Source organism: Pedobacter sp. R-06, from assembly GCF_049913135.1.
In the GTDB taxonomy this organism is placed as follows: Bacteria; Bacteroidota; Bacteroidia; order Sphingobacteriales; family Sphingobacteriaceae; genus Pedobacter.
Genome location: NZ_CP183977.1, coordinates 6289003 through 6313506 on the forward strand (window position 1 = coordinate 6289003; position 24504 = coordinate 6313506).

General features: G+C 37.0%; 22 protein-coding genes. 15 read left to right on the top strand and 7 right to left on the bottom strand.

Annotated elements, in window-relative coordinates; translation table 11 throughout:
• Positions 1-2: 2 nt before the first annotated feature.
• From ACN9MR_RS25680 to ACN9MR_RS25735, 12 genes are all read left to right on the top strand, one after another.
• Positions 3-506 carry a NuoI/complex I 23 kDa subunit family protein gene (locus ACN9MR_RS25680; protein WP_426327286.1) on the top strand — a complete coding sequence of 168 codons (504 nt, stop codon included), beginning with the start codon at positions 3-5 and terminating at the stop codon, positions 504-506.
• A 178-nt stretch (positions 507-684) separates the two neighbouring features.
• Positions 685-1188, top strand: a complete 504-nt coding sequence (locus tag ACN9MR_RS25685) for an NADH-quinone oxidoreductase subunit J family protein (protein WP_426327287.1) — start codon at positions 685-687, stop codon at positions 1186-1188.
• On the top strand, positions 1188-1517 hold the full coding sequence (gene nuoK, locus ACN9MR_RS25690; RefSeq protein ID WP_426327288.1) for an NADH-quinone oxidoreductase subunit NuoK: 330 nt from the start codon (positions 1188-1190) through the stop codon (positions 1515-1517). The genes ACN9MR_RS25685 and nuoK overlap by 1 nt, the downstream gene beginning before the upstream one ends.
• A gap of 13 nt (positions 1518-1530) precedes the next feature.
• Complete coding sequence (nuoL, locus tag ACN9MR_RS25695; RefSeq protein WP_426327289.1) at positions 1531-3432, top strand: NADH-quinone oxidoreductase subunit L; 1902 nt, start codon at positions 1531-1533, stop codon at positions 3430-3432.
• Positions 3433-3452: 20 nt separating this feature from the next.
• Positions 3453-4916 (top strand): complex I subunit 4 family protein, encoded by a 1464-nt coding sequence (locus ACN9MR_RS25700; protein ID WP_426327290.1) that lies wholly within the window; start codon positions 3453-3455, stop codon positions 4914-4916.
• Between the two features lie 3 nt (positions 4917-4919).
• Positions 4920-6290, top strand: a complete 1371-nt coding sequence (locus ACN9MR_RS25705) for an NADH-quinone oxidoreductase subunit N (protein WP_426327291.1) — start codon at positions 4920-4922, stop codon at positions 6288-6290.
• 47 nt (positions 6291-6337) lie between these two features.
• Positions 6338-6997: a VTT domain-containing protein gene (locus ACN9MR_RS25710; protein WP_116249029.1), complete on the top strand. Its 660-nt coding sequence runs from the start codon at positions 6338-6340 to the stop codon at positions 6995-6997.
• A 2-nt stretch (positions 6998-6999) separates the two neighbouring features.
• Complete coding sequence (locus ACN9MR_RS25715) at positions 7000-7551, top strand: inorganic diphosphatase (protein WP_025146339.1); 552 nt, start codon at positions 7000-7002, stop codon at positions 7549-7551.
• Positions 7551-8975, top strand: coding sequence for a hemolysin family protein (locus ACN9MR_RS25720; RefSeq protein WP_426327292.1), 1425 nt, complete (start codon positions 7551-7553; stop codon positions 8973-8975). The genes ACN9MR_RS25715 and ACN9MR_RS25720 overlap by 1 nt, the downstream gene beginning before the upstream one ends.
• A gap of 8 nt (positions 8976-8983) precedes the next feature.
• A complete protein-coding gene (locus ACN9MR_RS25725) occupies positions 8984-9688 on the top strand; it encodes a 16S rRNA (uracil(1498)-N(3))-methyltransferase (protein WP_426327293.1) in 705 nt (234 codons plus the stop codon).
• Between the two features lie 125 nt (positions 9689-9813).
• Positions 9814-10398 carry a DUF4159 domain-containing protein gene (locus tag ACN9MR_RS25730; RefSeq protein WP_426330244.1) on the top strand — a complete coding sequence of 195 codons (585 nt, stop codon included), beginning with the start codon at positions 9814-9816 and terminating at the stop codon, positions 10396-10398.
• Between the two features lie 3 nt (positions 10399-10401).
• The gene (locus ACN9MR_RS25735; RefSeq protein ID WP_426327294.1) at positions 10402-10902 is read left to right on the top strand and encodes a biotin/lipoyl-containing protein; all 501 of its coding nucleotides are present in this window, start codon (positions 10402-10404) and stop codon (positions 10900-10902) included.
• Between the two features lie 157 nt (positions 10903-11059).
• Here the strand turns inward: ACN9MR_RS25735 and ACN9MR_RS25740 are convergent, their stop codons facing one another.
• Positions 11060-12742: an SUMF1/EgtB/PvdO family nonheme iron enzyme gene (locus ACN9MR_RS25740; protein WP_426327295.1), complete on the bottom strand. Its 1683-nt coding sequence runs from the start codon at positions 12740-12742 to the stop codon at positions 11060-11062.
• 376 nt (positions 12743-13118) lie between these two features.
• On the opposite strand from ACN9MR_RS25740, the gene ACN9MR_RS25745 reads away from it, so the two are divergent.
• The 3 genes from ACN9MR_RS25745 (at position 13119) to ispF (ending at position 17601) form a co-directional block, all read left to right on the top strand.
• The gene (locus tag ACN9MR_RS25745; RefSeq protein ID WP_426327296.1) at positions 13119-15686 is read left to right on the top strand and encodes a M4 family metallopeptidase; all 2568 of its coding nucleotides are present in this window, start codon (positions 13119-13121) and stop codon (positions 15684-15686) included.
• 183 nt (positions 15687-15869) lie between these two features.
• Positions 15870-17060, top strand: coding sequence for a type IX secretion system outer membrane channel protein PorV (gene porV / locus ACN9MR_RS25750; protein ID WP_426327297.1), 1191 nt, complete (start codon positions 15870-15872; stop codon positions 17058-17060).
• Between the two features lie 61 nt (positions 17061-17121).
• The gene (gene ispF, locus ACN9MR_RS25755) at positions 17122-17601 is read left to right on the top strand and encodes a 2-C-methyl-D-erythritol 2,4-cyclodiphosphate synthase (RefSeq protein ID WP_057931412.1); all 480 of its coding nucleotides are present in this window, start codon (positions 17122-17124) and stop codon (positions 17599-17601) included.
• 6 nt (positions 17602-17607) lie between these two features.
• Here the strand turns inward: ispF and ACN9MR_RS25760 are convergent, their stop codons facing one another.
• The 6 genes from ACN9MR_RS25760 to ACN9MR_RS25785 form a co-directional block, all read right to left on the bottom strand.
• Complete coding sequence (locus tag ACN9MR_RS25760; RefSeq protein WP_426327298.1) at positions 17608-18066, bottom strand: hypothetical protein; 459 nt, start codon at positions 18064-18066, stop codon at positions 17608-17610.
• Positions 18067-18261: 195 nt separating this feature from the next.
• Positions 18262-21666 carry a glycosyltransferase gene (locus tag ACN9MR_RS25765; RefSeq protein WP_426327299.1) on the bottom strand — a complete coding sequence of 1135 codons (3405 nt, stop codon included), beginning with the start codon at positions 21664-21666 and terminating at the stop codon, positions 18262-18264.
• A 401-nt stretch (positions 21667-22067) separates the two neighbouring features.
• The gene (locus tag ACN9MR_RS25770) at positions 22068-22937 is read right to left on the bottom strand and encodes a pirin family protein (protein ID WP_426327300.1); all 870 of its coding nucleotides are present in this window, start codon (positions 22935-22937) and stop codon (positions 22068-22070) included.
• A gap of 70 nt (positions 22938-23007) precedes the next feature.
• Positions 23008-23538, bottom strand: a complete 531-nt coding sequence (locus ACN9MR_RS25775; protein ID WP_215130003.1) for a YceI family protein — start codon at positions 23536-23538, stop codon at positions 23008-23010.
• Between the two features lie 186 nt (positions 23539-23724).
• Positions 23725-24312: a Crp/Fnr family transcriptional regulator gene (locus tag ACN9MR_RS25780; protein ID WP_029274727.1), complete on the bottom strand. Its 588-nt coding sequence runs from the start codon at positions 24310-24312 to the stop codon at positions 23725-23727.
• Positions 24313-24324: 12 nt separating this feature from the next.
• A complete protein-coding gene (locus tag ACN9MR_RS25785) occupies positions 24325-24483 on the bottom strand; it encodes a FeoB-associated Cys-rich membrane protein (RefSeq protein WP_082458743.1) in 159 nt (52 codons plus the stop codon).
• Positions 24484-24504: the final 21 nt, after the last annotated feature.

The window sequence follows — 24504 nt, forward strand, 5'->3', positions numbered from 1 at the left end:
TTATGGAATCATTAAGTAATAAGAAAAAAGTACTGGAACAAAAGCCATTGAGCTTTATGGAGCGGATGTACCTACCAGCAATTGCCAAGGGTATGGGCATTACCATCAGTCACTTATTTAAAAAAGAGGCTACTATAAGATATCCTGAAGTAGAACGGGAATTCTCTACCAATTTTAGAGGGATGCACTCGCTAAAACGCGATGAGAATGGCAGAGAGCGTTGTACTGCATGTGGTTTATGTGCTTTATCTTGTCCTGCTGAAGCCATTACCATGATTGCCGCTGAACGCAAACCCGAGGAGAAAGATTTATACCGCGAAGAAAAATATGCAGCAACTTACGAAATCAATATGTTGCGTTGCATTTTCTGTGGATTATGTGAAGAAGCTTGTCCAAAAGAGGCAATTTACTTAGATGGACCAATTGTACCTGCTGATTATTTACGTAAGGATTTCATTTACGGAAAAGATAAGTTGGTAGAGGCTCCGTTGGAAATGAAAAAATAAAATAATGGTTCGTGAGGACACGAATAACAGGTAAAAAAATAATTGTTGTCATCCTGAGCTTGTCGAAGGACCAAACAACTAAACGGCTTTCAAGCCCCGGTTCGTGTCTTCACGAAACGAAAGATAATTAGTGGTTTGTGGAGACACAAACCATGGAACATAAATAAATAAACAATTAATGAGTACACAAGTATTCTATTTCGTAGCCACATTAAGTATCATCTTTTCGCTGATGGTGATTTTTGCAAAAAATCCGATCCACAGTGTCTTGTACTTAATTCTTACCTTTTTTACCTTCACTGTACACTATGTGTTATTAAACGCACAGTTTTTAGCGGTGGTAAACTTTATCGTTTACATGGGGGCCATAATGGTATTGTTCCTTTTTGTACTGATGCTACTTAACCTGAACAAAGAAACTGAACCAAGCAAATCGCCACTGATCAAAATTGTAGGTGTAATTGCTGGTGGTTGTTTGGTTGTAACCTTAATCGGTTCTTTAAAATCAGCAAGTATTGCCAGTCCATTGATTTTGAAAAATCCAGGATTAGGATTGGTAGAAAATCTAGGTAAGGAGCTTTTTGGCCCATTCTTATTACCATTCGAATTGTCATCTCTATTACTATTGGCAGCAATGGTTGGAGCCGTTTTATTATCTAAAAGAGATGAGGTAGAAGCATAATGGAAAATTTACTCACACAAGCAGCAGGCGTTCCGCTAAACCACTACATCTATTTAAGTGCCATTATTTTTTCTATCGGCGTAATAGGTGTACTTACCCGCAGAAATGCCATTGTAATTTTTATGTCGGTTGAGCTGATGCTAAATGCGGTTAACTTACTTTTAACAGCATTCTCGGTTCATAACAATGACCCATCAGGACAGGTTTTCGTATTCTTCATTATGGCTTTGGCAGCTGCAGAGGTTGCAGTAGGCCTGGCAATTATCGTAATGGTTTACAGAAATACAAAATCAGTAGATATTAATGTTTTAAATCGCCTTAAGTGGTAAATATATAATAAGAATGACAATAGAACAATTGATTTGGTTGGTTCCGTTACTTCCTTTTTTAGGATTTGTAATTAATGGGCTAGGCAGAAACTCTTTATCTAAAGGACTTGTTGGTATCATCGGAAGCGGAGTAATCTTAGCTTCTTTTATTATCAGCGTAGTTATTTTCTTTAGTTTACAAGGCGACACACAAAAATCTCACGAAGTATTTTTATTCGATTGGATCAGCGCGGGTGCACTACACATTCCATTATCTTTCCTGGTTGATCCTTTAAGCTCGATCATGCTTTTGATTATCACTGGAATTGGTTTCTTGATCCACTTATATTCTACCAGCTACATGCACGGTGATGCAGGATTCGGTAAGTTTTTCTCTTATCTGAATTTGTTTGTATTCTTTATGCTTTTGTTGGTATTGGGCTCAAATTACATCGTGATGTTTATCGGTTGGGAAGGCGTAGGTTTATGCTCTTACCTGTTAATCGGTTTCTGGTATACAAACAGTGCTTATGCCTCAGCAGCTAAAAAAGCTTTCGTAATGAACCGTATCGGCGATTTAGGTTTTTTGTTAGGGGTATTCTTAATCTTCACCACTTTTGGTAGTGTAGAGTTTGCTAAAGTTTTCCCTCAGGCTGCGAATATGTTGCCAGGTAATGATACATTGGTTTTAATTACCATCTTGTTGTTTATCGGTGCCTGTGGTAAATCGGCCCAATTGCCTTTATTTACCTGGTTACCTGATGCAATGGCCGGACCAACACCAGTTTCGGCTTTGATACACGCAGCAACAATGGTTACAGCGGGTATTTATATGATTGCACGTTCGAGTGTATTGTTCGATCTTGCTCCACTTACACAGCACATTATTGCTATTGTTGGAGCGGCTACAGCTTTAGTTGCAGCAATTATTGCTTTAACACAGACTGATATTAAAAAAGTGTTGGCTTATTCAACCGTATCGCAATTGGGATATATGTTTTTAGGCTTAGGTGTTGGTGCTTATACAGGTTCGTTTTTCCATGTATTAACGCACGCATTCTTTAAAGCACTATTATTCTTGGGCGCAGGTTCGGTAATCCATGCTATGCACCACGAGCAAGATATGCGTCATATGGGCGGATTGAGAAAGAAACTTCCAGTTACTTTCTTAACGATGCTGATCGGTACCATTGCTATAGCAGGTTTACCACCATTCTCTGGTTTCTTCTCAAAGGATGAAATTTTAGCACATGCTTTCCAGGCTAGTCCGATACTTTGGGGAGTTGGGGTTTTAACTGCATTCTTAACAGCATTCTATATGTTCAGAATGATGTTCTTGACTTTCTCTGGCAAATACCGCGGAACACATCACGAAGAAAGCCATGTGCACGAATCGCCAACAGCAATGACCTTGCCTTTAATCATTTTAGCTATCCTTGCTGCAATTGGTGGGGCAATCAACTTACCGCATATTTTTGGCGGAAACGAATGGTTGGCGCATTGGTTAACTGGAGCAGGTGTTGCACAGCACGAATTGGATTTAAGTCACTCAACCGAAATAGGTTTAATGGCGATATCGGTAACTGCCGCTGTAGCAGCTTTATTTTATGCTTATGGCAGATATGTAAGAGGAGCACGCGTTCCCGTTGCTGATGAAGCACCGCGTTCTGCTTTAGCAAAATTATCCTACAATAAATTCTACCTCGATGAGATTTATGATTTCCTGATCACTAAACCATTAGATGCACTTTCGAAATTCTTTTATAGGATTATCGATAACAAATTTATCGATGGAATTGTGAACGGACTAGGGTGGAGCACAAGCGAAGCCAGTAAGGGTATTCGTTTACTACAAAGTGGAAACGTAGGATTCTATATATTTATGATGGTATTCGGTATCATCGCATTACTTGCATATACATTTTATTACATATAAAAAGGGTTCAAAATTAAATAATGGAACAACTTTTACTACTTATATTTCTTCCGCTTGTAGGTGCAATTATTACTGCATTTGCTGGTAAGTCGGCTAAAATAGTTTCGACCGTATTTTCGGTTGTTTCTTTGGTTTTGGCTTTGGTTATCGCCGGTAATTTCATTCCAAATGCAAGTACTCAGTTTGAGGTTAATTTGCCATGGATTGCAGATTTAGGTATCAATTTCCACGCTGGTATCGATGGCATTAGTATGCTTGTGGTATTGCTAACCAATTTATTGGTGCCGATCATTATTTTATCGAGCTACAACCATCAGTATAAAAATCCAGCTGCATTTTATGCGTTGATTTTGTTTATGCAATGTGGTTTATTATTGGTATTTACGGCATTAGATGCGTTCTTGTTCTATATTGGGTGGGAAGCTGCATTAATTCCAATCTACTTTATCTGCGCCATCTGGGGAGGAAAAGACCGCATCCGGATCAACATGAAATTTTTCGTGTATACCATTGCAGGTTCATTATTTATGTTGATGGGTATTATTTATCTATATCTTCAAAACCCGGCACACAATTTTGATATTCAAGCCTTTTATGCTTTAAACTTGGATAGTGCACAACAGGGATGGATTTTCTGGGCTTTCTTTATCGCTTTTGCCATTAAGATGCCGATTTTCCCTTTCCACACCTGGCAACCTGATACGTATACGGCAGCACCTACACAAGGAACCATGCTGTTATCGGGTATCATGTTAAAAATGGGTATTTATGGTGTAATTAGATGGTTGTTGCCGATTGTTCCCGCAGGTGTTCAAGATTGGGGCCAGGTAGTTATTATCTTATCAATTATCGGTATTGTTTATGCTTCGCTGATTGCTTTTACACAAAAGGATGCTAAACGTTTAGTAGCTTATTCATCTATTGCTCACGTTGGATTAATATCAGCAGGTATCTTCGCTTTTAACCAGCAAGGTATGCAAGGCGCAATGGTACAGATGTTGAGTCATGGCATTAACGTAGTGGGTTTATTCTTTGTTTTAGATATTATCTTTTCTCGGGTTAAAACCAATAAAATTGAAGAGTTAGGTGGGATTGCAAAAGTAGCACCACAGTTGGCGCTTACTTTTCTGATCATTGTTTTAGGTACGGTAGCTTTGCCGGGAACAAACGGATTTATTGGCGAGTTTTTATTGTTAATGGGCGTTTACAACTACGGCATTTGGGCCGCAGCTATTGCAGGATTAACCATTATCTTTGGTGCAGTTTACATGTTACGTATGTACCAAAATGTAATGTTGGGCGAAACCAACAGCTTAACCATCACTTTTAACGATATTAAAGGAACCGAAAAATTGGTTCTTTATATAATTTGTGCACTAATTATTGTTCTGGGTGTTTATCCGAAACCAATTTTGCATTTAACAGAGGCATCTGTACAACATTTATTAGAACAGGTAAATCAAAAATTAAACACAGTAAATTAAGCAATGAATATTATTATAACCATTAGTATAACAGCTTTTATAGTGCTTTATGCAGGTTTGTTTAAGGCAAATAAAGCATTACTACCACTTACCGTTGTTGGCTTACTTACTGCACTAGGATTTACTTTTTGTGCATGGAATGGCAATGCTGTTCATTTCGGAATGATGCAGACAGATAATTTCGCCCTGGCATTTTCCGGGATCTGTATTATCGGCACACTTTTAATCTTTTTATTAACACAGAACTATTTCCACGCCAAAAGCGACAACATAGCCGAATATTATACCCTGATTCTTTTCGCACTTGCCGGAATGATCATGATGGTATCGTATAAAAATATGGCCATGTTATTTGTAGGCCTAGAAATCATGTCGGTGAGTTTATACATTTTGGCTGGTATCCGTAAAAAGGATTTTGCCTCTAACGAAGCTTCTTTAAAGTATTTCTTGATGGGGGCTTTCTCAACAGGCTTCTTATTATTTGGTATCACCTTAATTTATGGCGCTACAGGCTCATTTGATTTAGATCGTATACAGGCTTATTTGGTAAATAGTCAAACAATTTCTCCAATATTCTATCCTGGTGTTATCCTGATGATGATTGGTTTAAGCTTTAAGGTTGGCGCCGCCCCTTTTCACTTCTGGACTCCAGATGTATATGAAGGCGCTCCATCTTTAATTACCACTTTCATGAGTACTGTAGTTAAAACTGCGGGCTTTGCTGCTTTTTTAAGATTATTTGCTGGTGCACTTGCCCCACTTCACGATTTTTGGGTAGCACCACTTATGGTGATTGTTTGTTTAACCTTATTCATCGGCAACGTAACTGCGCTGTTCCAAAAGAACTTTAAGCGTATGCTGGCATATTCGAGTATTTCGCATGCGGGTTATCTATTGTTTTCGCTTATTGTGTTAACCAAAAACTCTGGAAACAACGTATTGGTTTATGCCGCGGCTTATACCTTCGCATCAATTATCGCTTTTGCGGTATTAATATTAGTGAAACAAAAAACGGGTAGCGATAGCTTCGAAAGTTTCAATGGTTTAGCTAAACGTAATCCACTAGTAGCATTATGTTTAACTGTAGCGATGCTTTCATTAGCCGGTATTCCGCTAACAGCTGGTTTTATCGGGAAATATTTAATGTTCCTGAATGTGATGACAGAGTACAAAACTTTACTTGTTGCATTTGCTATTTTAAATGCACTGGTTGGCTTCTATTATTATTTTAGGGTAATTGTTGCCATGTGGTTTAAAGACGGCGCAGAAACAGAGCTTTCAGCCCCGGCACAGTACAAAGTTGTGTTACTGGTTTCTGTAGCAATAACACTAGTTTTGGGTATTTATCCTGCAATTATTTTAAACCTGATATAGGTATGCTGTTGTTTAATAATTATTTGTAGTTTTACGAATAATTGAATATGCACGATTTTTGGAATAACCTGCATCAGCTACTTGATCCCGAGAAATTATTGAGGGAGGGTGGTTTCTATCTAGTCGTATTCGTTATCTATGCAGAAACAGGCCTGTTTTTTGGTTTTTTTCTTCCCGGAGATTATTTATTGTTTTTAGCGGGAATGTTTGTTGCAACCGGCAAGCTTGATGTGAACATTGCGGTACTTTTAGCTGGTTTATGTATTGCAGCAATTTCTGGTAATTTTACGGGTTATTGGTTCGGTCGTAAAACGGGGCCAGTATTGTACACCAGAAAAGACAGTTTCTTTTTTAAGAAGCGATATTTAAAAGCCGCAGAGGATTATTATCATAAACAAGGTGCCTTTGCATTAATTATGGGCAGGTTTGTACCAATTGTTAGAACTTTTGCACCGATTTTTGCGGGGGTTGTAAAATTAGAGTTTAAAAAGTTTGCGTTATACAATGTTGTTGGCGGCGTACTTTGGATCTGCTCCTTAACTTTGCTCGGTTATTTTTTGGGCAGAAGGTTTGAAAAAGAAATTAACGATTATTTATTATATATTATTATTGGCTTTATCCTTATTACAACTATACCATTATTAATTACCTTTGTAAAAAGTAAAGTAGTGAGTGGTCCTGAAGAGGATAAAACAGATTTAAATTAAAAATGGCAAAAGACGATCATCACGCATGGCATAGCGTATCTCCTGGACACAATGTTCCAGAAATTGTAAACGCAATTATTGAAATTCCAAAAGGATCAAAAGCAAAATACGAAATAGATAAAGAATCAGGTCTGATCAAGTTAGATAGGGTTCTTTTTTCATCAGTAATGTACCCGGCAAATTATGGCTTTATTCCGCAAACTTATTGCGATGATAAAGATCCATTGGATATTCTGGTGCTTTGCTCGGTGGATGTTTATCCAATGACATTGATCGAAGCGAAAGTGGTTGGTGTAATGCACATGGTAGATAACGGAGAGCAAGATGATAAAATTATCGCGGTTGCTGCTCACGATATGTCGGTAAACTACATCAACGATTTAGACGAATTGCCTCCACACCAAATGAAAGAGATTGTTCGTTTCTTTCAGGATTATAAAGCATTAGAAGATAAAAATGTAACGATCGAACATTTACTTGGTGTTCGTTATGCGCATAAAGTAATTAAAGAAAGCATAGAACTTTATAACACAACATTTAGAGAATTGGCTTAATGGATTTACCCACGGTATGTTTGTTTTTAAATTTTGAGCTAAGTGCAATCCTGCCCACAAACGTAGTTTTGGTTGCTTTACAAGAACCCGATACTACTTCTGTAGGCTGGCGATTATTCTTTGCATTATTTTTGGTGTTACTTAACGGATTTTTTGTTGCAGCAGAGTTTGCAATTGTAAAAGTTCGGGCATCACAGATTGAAATTAAAGCAAAAACAGGCAGTCGTGTAGGCAAAATGGCCAAAGGGATTATTCATAATCTTGATGGATATTTGGCCGCCACACAGCTAGGTATAACGCTTGCATCGCTTGGCTTAGGTTGGGTAGGTGAAGGCGTTATGCATACTATTTTCAAAAACCTTTTCGATAGCTTGCAATGGGGTTTTAGCGATGCTTTTATCCATTCGGCCTCAACCGTAGTCGCTTTTTCAGTGATCACCATTATGCATATTGTATTTGGTGAGTTGGCTCCGAAATCATTTGCCATCCAACGACCGGTAGCAACAACCTTATTCGTTTCTGTTCCATTACAGCTATTTTATGTCGTATTTAAGCCATTCATCTGGACATTAAACAGCTTGGCCGCTATTATTTTAAAGCCATTTGGAATTGATACCTCCGGAGGGCACGAATCACTTCACAGTACGGAAGAACTTCAGTATTTATTAGATCAGGGTAAAGAAAGCGGAGCACTAGATAATAATGAACATGAGCTGATTAAAAATGTATTCGATTTTAATGAGCGGGTGGTGAAGAATATCATGGTACCCCGGACCAAGATTTCGGGTATTGAATTAACTTCTCCAAAAGAAGAAGTGATTGATACAATTATTAAGGAAGGGTATTCCCGTTTGCCCGTTTACGATGATATTATGGATAAAATTGTTGGGATTATTCATGCAAAAGATATTTTGCCATTGGTTGCAGCAGGTAATCAGCATTGGACATTAAACGATATCATCAGAAAACCATATTTCGTTACAGAAACCAAAAAAATTAACGATCTGATGAGCGAACTGCAAAGTAACCGCATACAGATTGCAATTGTATTAGATGAGTTTGGCGGTACAGCTGGTATGGTTACCTTAGAAGATATTGTTGAAGAGCTTGTTGGGGAAATCCAGGATGAATATGATGAAGAAAAACCACTTGTAGAGAAAGTTTCTGACAATGAGTTTATCGTAAATGCATTCGCTACTGTATATGATGTGAATGAACATCTACCTCACGATTTACCAGAAGATGAAGATTTCGATACTATTGGTGGATTGGTTTCTCACGTTTTTGAACGTATCCCTGAGGTAGGAGAAAGCAACGAATCATATGGTTATCTGTTTACTATTCTTAAAAAGACAGAGCAGAATATCGAAACAATCAAGTTAGAATTGGTGATCAATAAAGCAGATATGGTTGATAATCATTAATTTCAACTATGCATATTTTTTATACACCAGATATAGCCCAAAATACTTACACACTTAACGAGGAAGAGAGCAAACATTGCGTTAGGGTGCTTCGCCTTACCATTGGCTCGATCGTTAACCTGGTTGATGGGAAAGGTGGCTTTTATACTGCTGAAATTACTTCCGATAATCCAAAAAAAGTTTCTTTATCCATTTTAAAAGTAGAAACGGAGTTTCATAAAAGAAATCATTACCTGCATATTGCTGTTGCACCAACTAAAAATATCGACCGCATCGAATGGTTTTTAGAAAAAGCTACAGAGTTGGGTATTGATGAAATTACACCAATTATTACCGATCGATCGGAGCGAAGGATAGTAAAAGAAGACCGTCTCAATAAGGTGATTACTTCTGCAGTAAAACAATCCATTAAAGCTTATCATCCCAAATTAAACGATGCTATTTCTTTTGATGCTTTTTTAAAGGAACCATTTAGCGGTGATAAATTAATAGCGCATTGTATTGATAACGGAGAGAAGCAATACATATCCAAACTTGTTGCTCCACATCAAAGATATCTAATTCTTATTGGTCCTGAAGGAGATTTCACACCTGATGAAGTTAATTTAGCTTTGAACAAAGGCTTTAAAGCATTAACTTTAGGTGATAACAGATTACGCACAGAAACGGCTGCTTTATCTGTTTGTTTTGAAATCAATTACCTTAACCGATAATCAATTTGAAGTTTTCAGTTTTCAGTTTTCAGTTTCCGAAATTCAAGTTTATTGCTTCTGGCGTAGGACTTTTAGCTTTTAACTTTGTGCTTTCGGCTTTCAGCGCTTTACCACCAACCTATCGTATGGCCAAACTCAAATATAATGGTGGCGGCGATTGGTATGCAGATAGGACCGCTTTGCCCAATTTAATTGCCTACTGTAATGCCAATTTGAAGACTAATTTTTATGCCGAAGAAAGTATCGTAGAAGTAGGCTCGAAAGAAATATTCAATTATCCATTTGTTTATATGACCGGCCACGGAAACGTAGTTTTTAATGATCAGGAAATTAAAAACTTAAGGCAGTACCTTACAGGTGGTGGTTTTCTTCATATAGACGATAATTATGGGTTGGATAAATTTATCCGCCCGCAGATGAAAAAGGTATTTCCAGAACTGAGTTTTGTTGAACTGCCCGCTAACCATGCGCTTTATAATCAGAAATTTAGGTTTCCGGGCGGCTTGCCAAAAATCCACGAGCACGATAATAAAAGACCTCAGGGGTTTGCATTGATTTATAAAGGTAGAGTTGTGTGCTATTACACCTATGAATGCGATTTAGGGAACGGTTGGGAAGATTTTGGCACCTATCCTGAAGATACACAAGAAACGAGGACTAAGGCGCTTAAAATGGGTGCAAATTTAGTTCAGTATGCTTTAACTCAATAACAAATGTACAAAGTAAAAGTTAACGATCAGTTTTTATTCGAGGTTGAAAATAAGGAGTCATCTTTTTTGGTAAACGGCGAACCCATTAAATTCGATCTGAGTTCAATTGGGAAGAATAGTACGCATGTTTTATACCAGAATAAATCTTTTAATACAGAGCTGGTTGAGCTGAACAAAGTAGATAAAACCTGTAAAATAAAGGTTAACGGTAATATTTATCAGATTAGCATCGAAGATCAGTTTGATGTTTTGTTAAAACAACTCGGCCTGGATAGTTTAACCGCTAATAAAGTTTCAGAAATTAAAGCGCCGATGCCTGGTTTGGTGTTAAAGGTTTTGGTTGAAGAAAACGCTGAGGTAAAGAAAGGGGATAACCTATTGGTGCTGGAGGCTATGAAGATGGAAAATATCCTAAAATCATCAACCGATGGTGTGATCAAGAAAGTTTTGATTAAGCAGGGCGATAAAGTAGAGAAGAATCAGATCTTGGTTCAATTTAAGTAGTTGAGGATATTAAGGCTTTGTTTTCTAATCACTGAGTCTATCCATTCCACTGCGTTTCAGTCGAGATGACGAATTTCGTTTGAATTATTCAAGTTAGATTAACAAAATATAAATGTAAAAAAGGAAAGTCCCGACATTAAATCGGGACTTTCCTTTTTTATTTACCTCTACTAACCCGGTAAGGTTTTTGAGGAGGGTTTTTAAAATTTCTTTTACCTGCAGTACTAATTTCTGGAGCGCCAAGCATAGTCATGGCACAACGGAAACCAACTTCTGCTGATGATTCATCCTGTTGCATAAAACGTCGTGTTGCTGGGTTTAACCAGTAAGCCATATCATTCCAGGAGCCACCTTTATAAACTCTGGATTTATCGTTTACAAGCGTTACACCTTCTTCATTTAACAAAGTGTTTTGTCTATCACGGTAACCTCTTTGGTCGGCCTGATAACTGGTTGATGCTACTGGCGATTGTGGATCAGTCGATTTTGAAATAGAATCAGAACGTTTCGCCTGTGCCTGTTTTTCTGCCCAGGTTTGTTTTCTTCCGGCGTAAGCATTTTCCTTAATCGGATTACCATATTTATCTAATGCAATTTTTCCGCTTTGAGAATCCTCTAGTTTTTTATTGGTGAAATAGTTACCACGATAAGGGTTAAATGCATCTGCGTCACTAAATGTAGCCGTTCTGTATACATCATTAACCCACTCGTTAACGTTACCAGCCATGTTATATAAACCAAAATCGTTTGGTGCGTACTGAATAACCGGAACTGTTAAATCTCCTTTATCATTCAATGAACCGCCAACACCCATATAATCGCCAGGTGCTCTTTTAAAGTTGGCCTGAATCATACCTCTGGTTTTCTTTTTGGCTGAACTAACGCCTAAACCATTCCACGGGTAGATTTTATTCTGATTGATATTCTCGTATTCCGTATTGCCAATTAAGCCTAAAGCTGCATATTCCCACTCGGCTTCTGTTGGTAAACGGTAAGGTTGCATAATTACACCATCTTCTAATGTAGCAGTTCTTCTAGGCTGATTGTTTTTGCCTCCGGTAGTTGCAGCTGTTCCTCCTGCAGTTGATGTTGCTGCACCAGATTTGGTATTGTAATCAATAGGCGCGTTTTTACCTTTATCATCATACTGATTGTTTAAATATGCATCAGTATTAAACGGTTTGTCTGGTTTTGGAGTCGCCGCTGCTGTAGTAGCAGCATTGCCTTTTCCATTACCGGCTAAAGTTTTATAATCTGTTAAAATTCCTTTTTCGCGTAAAATAAATTCGTTTGCCCTGGATGTTCTCCATTCGCAATAGCGGGAAGCTTGCTCCCATGAAACACCTACTACAGGGTAATCACGATAAGCTGGGTGCCTTAAATAGTTGTCTACGTAAGGTTCGTTATATGATAATGCCTGACGCCAAACCAAAGTGTCAGGAAGCTCATTGTAATAATATTCACGGTCTTCAGGGAAGTTATATCTGATCCAGTGTAAGTATTCTAACCAATCGGTATTCGATACTTCAGTTTCATCCATATAAAACGATGGAACTGTAACCTGTCTTTTATAGTTGTAGATATTTGGTTCAACACCCGGCACTTCGATGGCACTACCACCAACAACTAAAACTCCACCTTCAATTGGAATTAAGCCAGGCCCCGGAGCTCTCTTGTATTGAGTAGCTACAGCAAAAGCACCAGATTGGTTGTTTTTGCTTTTCCTATCGGCATAAGGGATACCTGTTTTGCTAGAACTGTTTCCTCCTTTTGAGCTACAGCTCGTAAGTAGGGCAGCTAATGACAAACAAGTAAAAGAATATAGTAACAGTTTTTTCATATAGTTCGTTGGGAAAATCGTCCCTATAGGGATTCAACCGATAAAATTAAACAATTTTAAATGAATATATAAATAATGTGGTAATAAAATATCGATTATATTTTTGAGTGATAACGTATTATTTTAAAGCGTATTGTGTCTGTTTGGTTTTTAAGTGAAATTAACGCTAAATAATTAATATTCAGGTTAATTGGATTTTTCATTAGGTTGTGAATATTTGTCATAAAGGTCTTTATTAAATCTTCACGAAACAATATGCGAACTTATATCGAATAATAGCTTCTATGATTGATCTTTACAGTCAACTAAAAATGGAGTTGTTTTTTTTTGATTATTATATTAACTTTAGATCAAATAAGTTTAAAATCAAATTTTTATGAAAAAACGCTCTCAACTCTTTTCTGTATCCTTATTGTATTTATTATTTGCAACTACCAAAATTGCTTATGCTCAACATGAGTTTGTGATAGACAGCAATTCAAATGGGAAAATTAACTTTGTTTCAATAAAAAAAAGTTCTATTAAAAAGCAAATTGATTCAAAAGAATTACTTAGAACTATCCTTCAGACAAATAAGGAAACTGATTTTTATTTATATAAAGTTGAGAAGGACGATATTGGTATGATTCATGAGAAATATCAGCAAACATTTAAGGGAATAAAGGTTGAATTTAAGGAGTATATTATTCATAGAGACAAAGAAAATAATGTAATTTCACTAAATGGTGATTTCGAAAAAATCCCATTAAGTTTTGATATTGAAAAGAAAAATATTTTTACTAATATTTTAAACAAGTATACACGTGAAAAAAAAATCAAAAACTTTACAATCAAAGATTTACCTCAAGAAAAATATTTTGATCCTCAGCAAAAAAAGATATATTCAACAACTAACTATGAAACTGTAATTCTTATAAAAGAAGGTAAACCTCACTTAGTATACAAATTTTGGCTTCTAACTGAAAATATGCAAGGAGATAATATACTTTATGTTGATTGTATAGCGGGAAACGAAATTTTTAAACAACCTTTGGTTTTAGACAATAATGCACCTGGCTCTGCAGCTACAATATATTCTAACAATCAAAACATTATTAGTGATTCAAATAATGGAACATTTAGGTTGAGAGAAACTTTAAGAAACGGATCAACTTCTATAACTACACTTGATTACCAAAGAGCTCCTGCCTATTTTAATAGTGACCTTCAGAGTAATATACCAAACGCAGTAGATTTCATTGATAATGATAATAATTGGTCGACAGCGGAGCATAATAATACGAATAGAGATAATGCAGCCCTAGATGTTCACTGGGCAACAGAGATAACTGTTGATTATTTTAAAAATGTTCATAATAGAAATAGTTATGATGGAAATGGCGGTACTATTACAAATTATGTCCATGTGAGAACTAGAAATCCCAATAATATTAGTCAGATAATTGACATGGATAACGCTTTCTGGAGTAGTACTTACAATTCTATGTTTTACGGCGATGGTTCTTCCTTTGGCCCTACAGTTAGTTTAGATGTCATTGGACATGAAATCGGCCATGGAGTATGCTTTAAATCAATAGGAAATGGAACGGGACTAGCTTATGAAAAGGAATCTGGAGCGTTAAATGAAAGTTTATCTGATATTTGGGGTGCTTGCATAGAGCATTGGGGAATAACTGGAAAACAAACATGGTTATTAGGAGAAGACGTTGTTGGCTTTGCTGCATTTAGATCTATGAGTAACCCAAAAACCTACTCTCAGCCCACTACTTATGGCGCTACTTCTAATTTTTGGTATAATGTATCTAGTTGCACCCCAGATAATAGTAATGATAAATGTGGTGTACATACTAATAGTGGGGTTGGCAATTATTGGTTTTATCTTTTGTCAGAAGGGGGCTCTGGAACTAATGATATTTCATCTAACTTCAACGTGACTGGGATTGGAATAAGTGATGCTTCCAAAATTGTTTACAGAGCCGAAGTAAATTATTTAACCTCTACTTCTGGCTACCAAAGTATGAGAATAGCAACAATTCAGGCTGCAATTGATCTATTTGGAAGTGGCTCTTGTCAAGAAGTGAATACAACAAATGCATGGTACGCAGTAGGAGTTGGAGCTAATTATGATGGTAATGTAAAATACCCAATTACCGGGCCATTGCAGGTTTGTACTTCTGCAGCATATAGTATTTCCAATTTACCAAGTGGAGCTACCGTTTCTTGGTCATCTCCAAATCCAGATATCGCATCATTAACATCGAGTGGCAATAGTGCTACGTTGACTAAGATAAGACCTGGCCAGCTCAATTTAATTGCAAATATTAACACTGCTTGTGGTAGTTTTTCGGTAAGTAAAAATATTCAGTCAGGTCCAGATGAAATTCCGATAGGTGGGTTAATTACTAATGCCAGTTATGGTCCTGGGCAAAGTGTAACAGTTGCTGCTGGCGGTAATTATGTGAATGCGAGTAATTATACTTGGACAGTTTATGGAGGTACAATCGTATCAGGGCAAGGAACATCCACAATTACTTTTACAACCAATCAAAACCAGTCGACTGTGCCGCTATATTTGGATATAAACTTGATAATAACTACTCCAGACTGCGGCGATGCATTAGGAGAAGCGCATGCTTTTGTTACTAGTGATGGACCCCCTAGTCCAGAGCGATTCGCAATATTCCCAAACCCTGCAAGTTCTGATTTAACAATAAATCAGGTGTATAATATAAAATCTAACACAAAAAATGCAAAATCTGAATCTATTTCTGGGACTTATGAAGTTAAGCTTTATAACTCAAGTGGAAGGATTTTACATGGACAGAAGTCACTCAATGGAGAGGGAATAGGGTTTAATGTTCAGCATATTGAAAATGGAACTTATTTTCTGCACATCATTCAAGGTAAAGAAGTTATCAAAAAACAAATAATTATTAATCACTAACTGTTTGATTAATTATGGTTTACGTTTTTTGTAGTCACACCCGTATGTAAAAATCGTAGGTTTAATTAGTAAATAATCATAGAATTCGTAATTTGGTGAAATATAAGTTTTGGTTTTGCGTTACAGAATATATTCTCCAGTTATTGCTAAATATCAAAATCTAAAATTACGTACCTTTAAAGGATGAATTTCAAGTACATCAGTAAACTTGCTTTTTCTGCACTCTCAATGGCCTTGGTGTTTGGTAAAACAAATGCTCAGGTAACCATAGGCAATACCCAAACAAATGGTAGCGAGGCAAACAATATTGTAACAGCAGTCCCATTTCTGCTCATTACACCCGATGCCCGTGCCGGTGCAATGGGTGATGCTGGCGTGGCCGTTGCTGGTGATGTAAATTCAGCCAGTATTAATGCTTCTAAACTTGCATTTTTAGATAAACCTTACGGATTTTCAGTTTCTTATAGCCCATGGTTAAAAAGTTTAGTACCTGATATTAATCTGGCTTATTTAAGTGGCTTTTATAAATTGGATGACCGTAATACTATTGGTGCCTCATTAAGGTATTTTTCTTTAGGCTCTATTCAGCTTACCGATATCAATCAACAGGATCTGGGAATTTCCAATCCAAATGAATTGGCTTTTGATGTTTCTTTTGCCCGTAATTTTGGTGAGGAATTTTCATTGGGAACCTCATTAAGATATATTTATTCAAATTTAGCTTCAGGTCAATTTTCATCATCAGGGCAGGTTCATAGCGGAAATGCAGTAGCTGTTGATGTGTCGGGATTATACAAAACAACAACTACAATGTTTGGCAGGCAGACTGTTCTTTCTGCTGGCGCTAATATTTCCAACATTGGAACAAAAATGAGCTATTCTGATGGAGGAGAAAATTTCTTTTTACCTACAAATTTTAAAATAGGAGGCGCGTCTACAATTACTGTAGATGATTTCAGCACCATAACTTTTGCCCTTGATTTTAATAAGTTGCTGGTGCCAACGCAGCCGATATACGATTCGAACAATAATATTGTGAGCGGAAAAAATCCTAACCGTTCAGTACCCGCCGGAATTTTTGGTTCATTTAGTGATGCCCCGGGCGGTTTTAGTGAAGAATTAAAGGAAGTAGGAATTTCAACAGGCTTAGAGTACTGGTATAACCAACAGTTTGCAGTTAGAGCAGGTTACAACTATCAGAGCCCAATGAAAGGCGATAGCCGCTACTTTACCTTGGGTCTTGGATTAAAATACAATGTTTTTAATATAGATTTCTCTTATTTAATTGCAAATGCACAAACAAGTCCACTTGCAAATACCTTACGTTTTGGTCTATTGTTTAACTTTGGCGACAAAAAGATTGTTAAAAAGTAATTTTAAGCTATCAGTTTATAATTAACCGATTAATGAGTTTAAACAATTAACCTAAATACCCATGAAAATTAGAGTAGGTTTCGGATTCGATGTACATCAATTAAAAGATCAGCATCCTTTTGTTGTTGGCGGAGTTACATTAGACCATCATAAGGGTGCTTTTGGACATTCGGATGCCGATGTTTTGCTTCACGCCATCTGCGATGCGCTTTTAGGGGCAGCCAACCTTCGCGATATTGGTTTCCATTTCAAGAATACAGATGATAGGTGGAAAGGCATCAGTAGCCTCATTTTATTGAAGGAAACGGTTAAATTGCTGGCCGAAAAAGGATGGCAAATTGGCAATATAGATGCGATGCTTTGTTTGGAAGCGCCAAAAATTAACCCTCATATTCCTGCTATGCAGCAAAATATTGCTGAAGCCATTGGAATTTCTACCGAAGATATTTCAATAAAAGCCACTACCAACGAGCAAATGGGATTTATCGGCAGGGAAGAAGGTGTTGTTTCTTATGCCGTTTGCCTGATAGAAAAACCTTAATTCATATTAGAATTTTCGGGCAGTTAAGTAAGAAATCGGTAAGCCTATGCAAAAAATCAGAATTACCACATTTAAAATCGCCCGTTCGTAATGAAATGGTGCAGCTGGTATTTTGGTTAACGGAACGATCAATAGGGTCATGATGGTCCAAACAATAATGCCATAAATTATTCCTGACAGGATTATATGCTTGCGTAGTATTGCCGTTTTCATAGTAGCTATTGTAAAAATTAAGGTGAAGCAAAAAGCAATAAAGTAGTGGAATGCTAAACCTACAAGGGCTGTTTTAATACCTCCGGCAAAAGCAGTTGGACCCATAATAGCGCTGGAGATATATTGAAATACCCCCATAAAATTCATCTTTCCTAAAAATATAACTGCTGCCAATCCATCTAATGTTCCGGCAATAAGTGCAATCAATAAAACCTGTTTAAAGGAAAATGGAGTTTGGTTAGATTTTTCCATAAACAATAATAATGTTTTTTTAAATAGCTTGTTATTAATTGTTTATGTTTTTTTTTTAGTGCGATATAATATGTAAATTTTGATCGGAAACTGTCACATTGAGCTTGTCGAAATGCTTTACAGTGCATTTTAGCCAGCCCTTCGACAGGCTCAGGGTGACATCCATTGTTTATAATATAATCTCCAGGACAAGCATTATGCCAATTGCTCTTTAACATTTCCTGTCCGCTTTAGTGTTCCCCAGGTTTCGAGTTCACCTTTTATAGCTTTTCTGAACGAACGGAATAGTACAATATACATTAATTGTCTCCAGAAAAACCGCTGTGGAAATATGTAAAGTAAATTCGTGTATTTTTCTTTTTCCATGCGGAAGGCGATTGCAGCAAAGATCATATCTACAATGATAAAAATAATGTAATAGAAAAGTACCTGGCCAAAACCGTTATGCAGGCTTAAAATTCCTGAAAATCCGGTTAGGGTTAAATTATTTATAGCACTTAACGAAAATAGACCACTAATTAACGAGATGAACATAAAAAGATCAGCAAGTGGTGAAAATAGCGGCAAAATGATCTGATAGATCAAAATATTTGGCATTCCTACCATCCCAAAATAACCGTATTTCTTGTTTAGCAGTGTTTTTCTGTTTTTCCAGAAACTCTGCATTACGCCGAAACTCCAGCGGAAACGTTGTTTAAGCAACATATTCACTGTTTCTGGTGCTTCGGTGTAAGCAATTGCAGTATCACAGTTTTTTACGCGGTAACCTGCTTTCAAAATACGCATGGTTAAATCGCAATCTTCGGCAAGTGTATCAATGGTAAACCCGCCAACTTCTAAAATTACATTTTTTCTAAAAGCACCTATTGCTCCAGGTACAACAGTAATTGTATTTAATAAGTCGAAAGCACGCCTATCCATATTCTGTGCGGTGATATATTCAATAGACTGCCATTTGGTAATAATATTGTTGGCATTCCCAACTTTCACAGTGCCAGCTACTGCTGCAATTTGGTCACTATAAAAATAACGCATCAGTTCGGTAACTGCATCATCTTTTAGCTGTGTATCTGCATCTATACAGACCACAAATTCAGAAGTTGCTTTTGAGATACCATAATTTAATGCAGATGCTTTGCCTCCATTTGCTTTGCGGAAAACCTTTACCTGTGGATGGTTGCCAAAATGTTCATTAATGATTTCGAAGGTTTTATCTTTCGAACCATCATCCACAAAAATCAGTTCAAAATTTGGGTAGGTGGTTTTTAAAAGACTATTGATGGTTTGTACAGCAGTAACCTCTTCGTTATAGGCTGGAATGATAATACTCACTTTTTCTGAAGGATTTACTATCAATTTGCTGACATTCTGTTTCGCTCTTTTTCGCTGTCTGATGGCTAAATAGGCGATAAATATGGTCCTTAAAATAGCAAGTACAATTGCTACAGAAAATACGATGTTTAAAATCATGTTTCCGTAGTAAAAGAAATTGATGAAAAAGTAATCACCAGAACCTGAAAAACCACTGTTTGCAGTAGACTTAACGGCAGGCATCAGTTCTGATCTTTTTTTGCCCATTAAATCGCCAACTGTTGTAAAGGTATATCCTTTAGCTTTGAAAAATTTTATAATCCGGGGTAAAGCAGCCACGGTAGCTTCACGATTGCCGCCAGCATCATGCAACAAAAGGATATTGCCATTGTCTTGCTGTTTTACCACTTCGTTAAAAATTTGGTCAGCAGTTTTTCCCGGTTCCCAATCTTCAGGGTCGATATATTCCCCGATATTGATGTAATTTTCTTTACGGCTTTGTGCAACAGGTAGAATTTCAGAAATATTTTGGGGTTCGGCATCTGCATTAAATGGTGCACGGAACAAGATTGTGCTGTGGCCAGTAACGGCTTCTATTAAGCGACGGGTAGCATTTAGCTCGAATTTTACCCGTCGTGGCCCAATGGCCGACATATCAGGATGGAAGAAAGTATGGTTTCCAATTTCATAACCATCATTATATTCCTGTCTTAACAGTTCCATGTTCTGTTCAGCCATAATCCCAACCACAAAGAAACAGCCAGGTACTTTTTCCTGCCTTAAAATATTTAATACTTGTGGTGTGTAAACCGGATCGGGCCCATCATCAAAGGTTAAGGCGATTTTCTTATCGGCCTCTCCAAACCTTTTAATTACATATTGCTCTGGAAGCCTGATATACTTTTGATCGGCAATAGAAAAGTTATCTTTATTTAAAGTGAACTTTACACTACCAGGTGTAGGGGTAGAAATCAGGTCTAGAATTTCACCATCGCCTAAATAGGAGATTCCCCCCATATTTAATGAAGCAATTTTGCGTAAATCGAAGGGTTTTTTCTTCAATGTATCCAAACTAAGGTCATTAGAAATAAACGACCATAAGCGTTTGTCTTCCGAGCCTAAACGCCATAAGGCTACACCAGCAATATCCCAATCATCAGCCTTGCGGATTAAATTAAAATAAGTTGCGGCATCAGTAAAGTAAACTTCATGTTTAATTCCACTGCCATCATTGTAAGTGTAGTTTAAATTGGCTGAAGCAGGGTTGTAGTTTATTTTACTTTTATAATTAACAGCCATGGTCATAGCCTGCTCGTACGTAACCGGTTGGCCAATGCTATTTTTGGGCCAATCGTAACCGTAGCAAGCCAAGGCAAGGATTACTTTGCTGGCATCAACTTTACTGCAAATATCATCAAGCTTTTCTTCTACCCATTCCTGATGGGAAATATCGCCTGCATTACTTTGTTCGGTATGCTGATCATAAGCCATTAATACGAGGTAATCATTATATTTTTGAAGGATTTCTGGCTTATAATCGTCGTTTTCGGGTGAAATATCCTGAGAAACAATCAGTTTTTCGGCGTGAAACTGAGTGTATAGATTTTTCATAAAAGCGTTAAAACCATCGCTATTTTGGAGGTTGAGTTCTTCAAAATCTATGTTTATTCCACTATAACCGTATTTTTTGGTAATCGCTATGAGATCGTAGATCAATTTTTGTTGAGCAGATTCATCGTTTAATAACCTTCTTACTGCTGCACCATCCCAATGATCTTTATTGTAATTTGAAACCACCGCAATAGCCGATTTTTTACCGGTATGTATTACTTTTAAGGCCGCAGTATCTACTTTATCTACAATAGAATCACCATTTAAAAAGAACGATTCTGTAGCCACCATATCCAAATGGCTGATGTTGCGTTTTAAATCTGATATTGATGATTCTTTACTTGCTGCCCAGCTTACGTAAAAGGCCATGTTGATACGCTTACTATTACCGCGATGGCTTAAAATGCGGTATTCACGATCTCTTTTAATCTTTTGCAGCTTAGATTTTTCGATGGTGAAATCCTTATACTGTTGCGATTTTTTTAACTTCTCTAATTGTTTTTGTGTTAATGGTGTATTTGTGTTGATAAAAGGCAAATTAGGTGCCTGTACTGAAGACAGCGTGTACACCACGCAGATGATTGCGATAATGAAGACTAAAAAAAACGTACGGCTTACCCATGTAAATGTATGCCAGCGTCTTTTGGTCTCAGTTTGAAATATTTGTTTTCCGGACATTTTTCTTTTCTGATTTAATAACCAAATGTCACTAACGAATATGAAGATTGGATGAATGATTGATAATTAAGCGCCGTGAGATTAGATCGTTAGTTCTTCACTAATATACTATTTATCAGAGGAATAAATGTCCTTTCCAAATTTTTCATCATTCAGGAATTAAGGTTTTCTAACGTAAATTAAAGCGCAAAAGAGGAAAACAAAAAAGCATTGTCATCCTGAGCCTGTAGAAGGACAAATATTTTTTGTTTTCGACTAATTAAAGGTCTTCGACATGCTCAAACTGGCAACACTTATCCTTACTTAATGACATTGGGATTGTCCTGAAATATAAAGCCACAAAAAAGCCGACAAATTTTACAAAAAATGCCGGCTCAAAAATATAATTTATTTAAACCTTTTTACTCCTCTAAATAACCGAACCTACCTTGGTTGTAATCTTCTATAGCCTGATGGATTTCGGCTTCATTATTCATTAAAAACGGACCATATTGAACAATTGGCTCATCTATTGGTTCTCCACTTAAAACCAAAACCACACTGTTTTCTAGGGCTTCGACCTTAATCTCTTCACCTTTGTTTTTGAAGTGGATAAAATCATCTACGGATGCAGTTTCGGACCCATTAATTTTGATCGAACCTTCAATCACCATAAATCCAGTGTTAAAATGATCAGGAAAGTTAAAAGTAGCTTCACCACCTTTATTTAGCCTGGCATTATAGAGTTCTATGGGGGTAAAGGTATCTGCATTGCCTTTTATGCCTCGATAATTGCCTGCTATAATTTCGATTTTTCCACCATTTTCAGGAAGATCAAAATGAGCCATATCAGCCTGTTTAATTGCCTGATACCTTGGTTTACCCATTTTATCCTTGGCTGGTAGGTTAATCCAAAGCTGGACCATTTGAAAAGGACCTCCAGCTAAGCTGTAGTTCGTTTCATGGTATTCTTTATGTAGTATACCACTTGCAGCGGTCATCCATTGTACATCGCCCGGGTAGATCACCCCACTGTTTCCAGAGCTATCGTGATGGGCAACCGCACCATGGTAGGCAATAGTTACCGTTTCAAAGCCTCGATGTGGATGTACACCAACGCCTCTTGGTTCTTTCCTGGCAGAAAATTCGATCTTTGAGCCATAATCCATTAAGAAAAACGGACTCATGTTGATTTTATATCCACTTGGAAAAAAATTGTGTACCCTAAAGCCATCACCAACCATATGTGGCGCTGGCGCTTTTAGTACTTTTTCTATTTGTTTTGTTTCCATGATTGGAACCTTTCTGTTATGCGTTTAGTGTTTGGCGGATAATCCACGTTTATCGCCAAACACCTATCACTTATACACTTTTTACAAACTGTAATTCGCCTAAAATGCGAACTTCTTCACTTACCATTACGCCACCGGTTTCTAATGCAGCGTTCCAGGTTAAACCGAATTCGGAACGGTTAATTTTTCCACTTAAAGTAAATCCTGCTTTGGTATTTCCCCATGGATCGGTAGCAATACCACCAAATTCTGCAGTTAATTTTACAGGCTTGGTTTCGCCTTTAATGGTTAAGTCGCCCTTAACGATATAATCGCTGCCATCTTTTTCTACTGAATTGGATTTAAATTCGATGTGTGCAAATTTTTCAGCATCGAAAAAATCGCCACTTTTTAAATGGTTATCGCGGTCGGTATTTCCGGTATCGATCGAACCGATATCGCCTTTGAAAGAAATTTCTGCATTTTCAAATTCGTCACCTTCAGATGATAACTCTGCTGAGAAAGATTTTAAACTACCAGTTACAGTAGTAATCATTAAGTGTTTTACTTTAAATTGTAATTCGCTGTGGGTTGGATCTAATGTCCATTTTGTAGTTGCCATATCTTTTGTTTTTTGAGATGTTTAATATTTACAACACAAAAGTACAGCGCAGGTTTTTACTACAGATTGATGTATGGTAAGTAATGACAGATGAAATGATTGAGTTATTGAATGAGAGATTGATCGAATGTTGTAAGGTTGAAAAGTTCAAAGATCAGATTTGACTAAGCCATTCACTCATTCAATCTATGGTCTGAAATGTTTATTGGCCAATTCCTTTCTCACACGGCTTAGCGATTCAGGGGTAATGCCCAGATAAGAGGCGATCATCCATTGGGGTACGCGGAGGGTAAGGTTAGGGTAAAGTTTTATAAAATCGAGGTATCTTTCTTCGGCCGTAGCACTTAACAACATATTAATTCTTTTCTGCATAAAGCGGATCGAATTGTTGAGTAGTTTAATTTGCATGGGTTGCAAACATGGTACTTGCCTGGCTGCTTCTTCCATGAAATTGTTGGGCATTAACACGGCTTCGGTTGCTTCGATGGCATCGATAAAAAATATTGACGGCTCATTATTCATATTGTTGCGATCAGAAACCAACCAGTTTTCGGGGGCGAACTGAAGGATATGTTCTTTGCCTTTCGCATCAATTGAGTACGCGCGTAATAGGCCTTTGCCTACAAAATATCCGTGTTTAAAATTATCGCCAGTATATTGAACTATTTCGTTTTTCTCGAATTTTTTAACCTTTAAAACAGATGATATGCTTTCGAACTGCTCATCAGTTATCTCTATTTTTTCCTGTAAGTATTTTTGGAACTGATGAATCATAAAGGTGGGATGTTATTTTTTTACGGGCTTAATATCGGAAAAATCTACACCACATTTACAATTACCCCCACATCCATCTTTTTTTACCTGTAAAGATTTAAAAACCAAACGGCCAACATATACCAATGCTACCGCAAAAAGTAAAAAGACTAAAATCGTTTGAATATCCATACTACAAATATAAAGGGTTTT

Excerpts from the sequence above, each read along its gene's own strand:
- ACN9MR_RS25680 (WP_426327286.1), top strand. The coding sequence starts at position 3 with ATGGAATCATTAAGTAATAAGAAAAAAGTACTGGAACAAAAGCCATTG.
- ACN9MR_RS25685 (WP_426327287.1), top strand. The coding sequence starts at position 685 with ATGAGTACACAAGTATTCTATTTCGTAGCCACATTAAGTATCATCTTT.
- nuoK (WP_426327288.1), top strand. The coding sequence starts at position 1,188 with ATGGAAAATTTACTCACACAAGCAGCAGGCGTTCCGCTAAACCACTAC.
- nuoL (WP_426327289.1), top strand. The coding sequence starts at position 1,531 with ATGACAATAGAACAATTGATTTGGTTGGTTCCGTTACTTCCTTTTTTA.
- ACN9MR_RS25700 (WP_426327290.1), top strand. The coding sequence starts at position 3,453 with ATGGAACAACTTTTACTACTTATATTTCTTCCGCTTGTAGGTGCAATT.
- ACN9MR_RS25705 (WP_426327291.1), top strand. The coding sequence starts at position 4,920 with ATGAATATTATTATAACCATTAGTATAACAGCTTTTATAGTGCTTTAT.
- ACN9MR_RS25710 (WP_116249029.1), top strand. The coding sequence starts at position 6,338 with ATGCACGATTTTTGGAATAACCTGCATCAGCTACTTGATCCCGAGAAA.
- ACN9MR_RS25715 (WP_025146339.1), top strand. The coding sequence starts at position 7,000 with ATGGCAAAAGACGATCATCACGCATGGCATAGCGTATCTCCTGGACAC.
- ACN9MR_RS25720 (WP_426327292.1), top strand. The coding sequence starts at position 7,551 with ATGGATTTACCCACGGTATGTTTGTTTTTAAATTTTGAGCTAAGTGCA.
- ACN9MR_RS25725 (WP_426327293.1), top strand. The coding sequence starts at position 8,984 with ATGCATATTTTTTATACACCAGATATAGCCCAAAATACTTACACACTT.
- ACN9MR_RS25730 (WP_426330244.1), top strand. The coding sequence starts at position 9,814 with ATGGCCAAACTCAAATATAATGGTGGCGGCGATTGGTATGCAGATAGG.
- ACN9MR_RS25735 (WP_426327294.1), top strand. The coding sequence starts at position 10,402 with ATGTACAAAGTAAAAGTTAACGATCAGTTTTTATTCGAGGTTGAAAAT.
- ACN9MR_RS25740 (WP_426327295.1), bottom strand. The coding sequence starts at position 12,742 with ATGAAAAAACTGTTACTATATTCTTTTACTTGTTTGTCATTAGCTGCC.
- ACN9MR_RS25745 (WP_426327296.1), top strand. The coding sequence starts at position 13,119 with ATGAAAAAACGCTCTCAACTCTTTTCTGTATCCTTATTGTATTTATTA.
- porV (WP_426327297.1), top strand. The coding sequence starts at position 15,870 with ATGAATTTCAAGTACATCAGTAAACTTGCTTTTTCTGCACTCTCAATG.
- ispF (WP_057931412.1), top strand. The coding sequence starts at position 17,122 with ATGAAAATTAGAGTAGGTTTCGGATTCGATGTACATCAATTAAAAGAT.
- ACN9MR_RS25760 (WP_426327298.1), bottom strand. The coding sequence starts at position 18,066 with ATGGAAAAATCTAACCAAACTCCATTTTCCTTTAAACAGGTTTTATTG.
- ACN9MR_RS25765 (WP_426327299.1), bottom strand. The coding sequence starts at position 21,666 with ATGTCCGGAAAACAAATATTTCAAACTGAGACCAAAAGACGCTGGCAT.
- ACN9MR_RS25770 (WP_426327300.1), bottom strand. The coding sequence starts at position 22,937 with ATGGAAACAAAACAAATAGAAAAAGTACTAAAAGCGCCAGCGCCACAT.
- ACN9MR_RS25775 (WP_215130003.1), bottom strand. The coding sequence starts at position 23,538 with ATGGCAACTACAAAATGGACATTAGATCCAACCCACAGCGAATTACAA.
- ACN9MR_RS25780 (WP_029274727.1), bottom strand. The coding sequence starts at position 24,312 with ATGATTCATCAGTTCCAAAAATACTTACAGGAAAAAATAGAGATAACT.
- ACN9MR_RS25785 (WP_082458743.1), bottom strand. The coding sequence starts at position 24,483 with ATGGATATTCAAACGATTTTAGTCTTTTTACTTTTTGCGGTAGCATTG.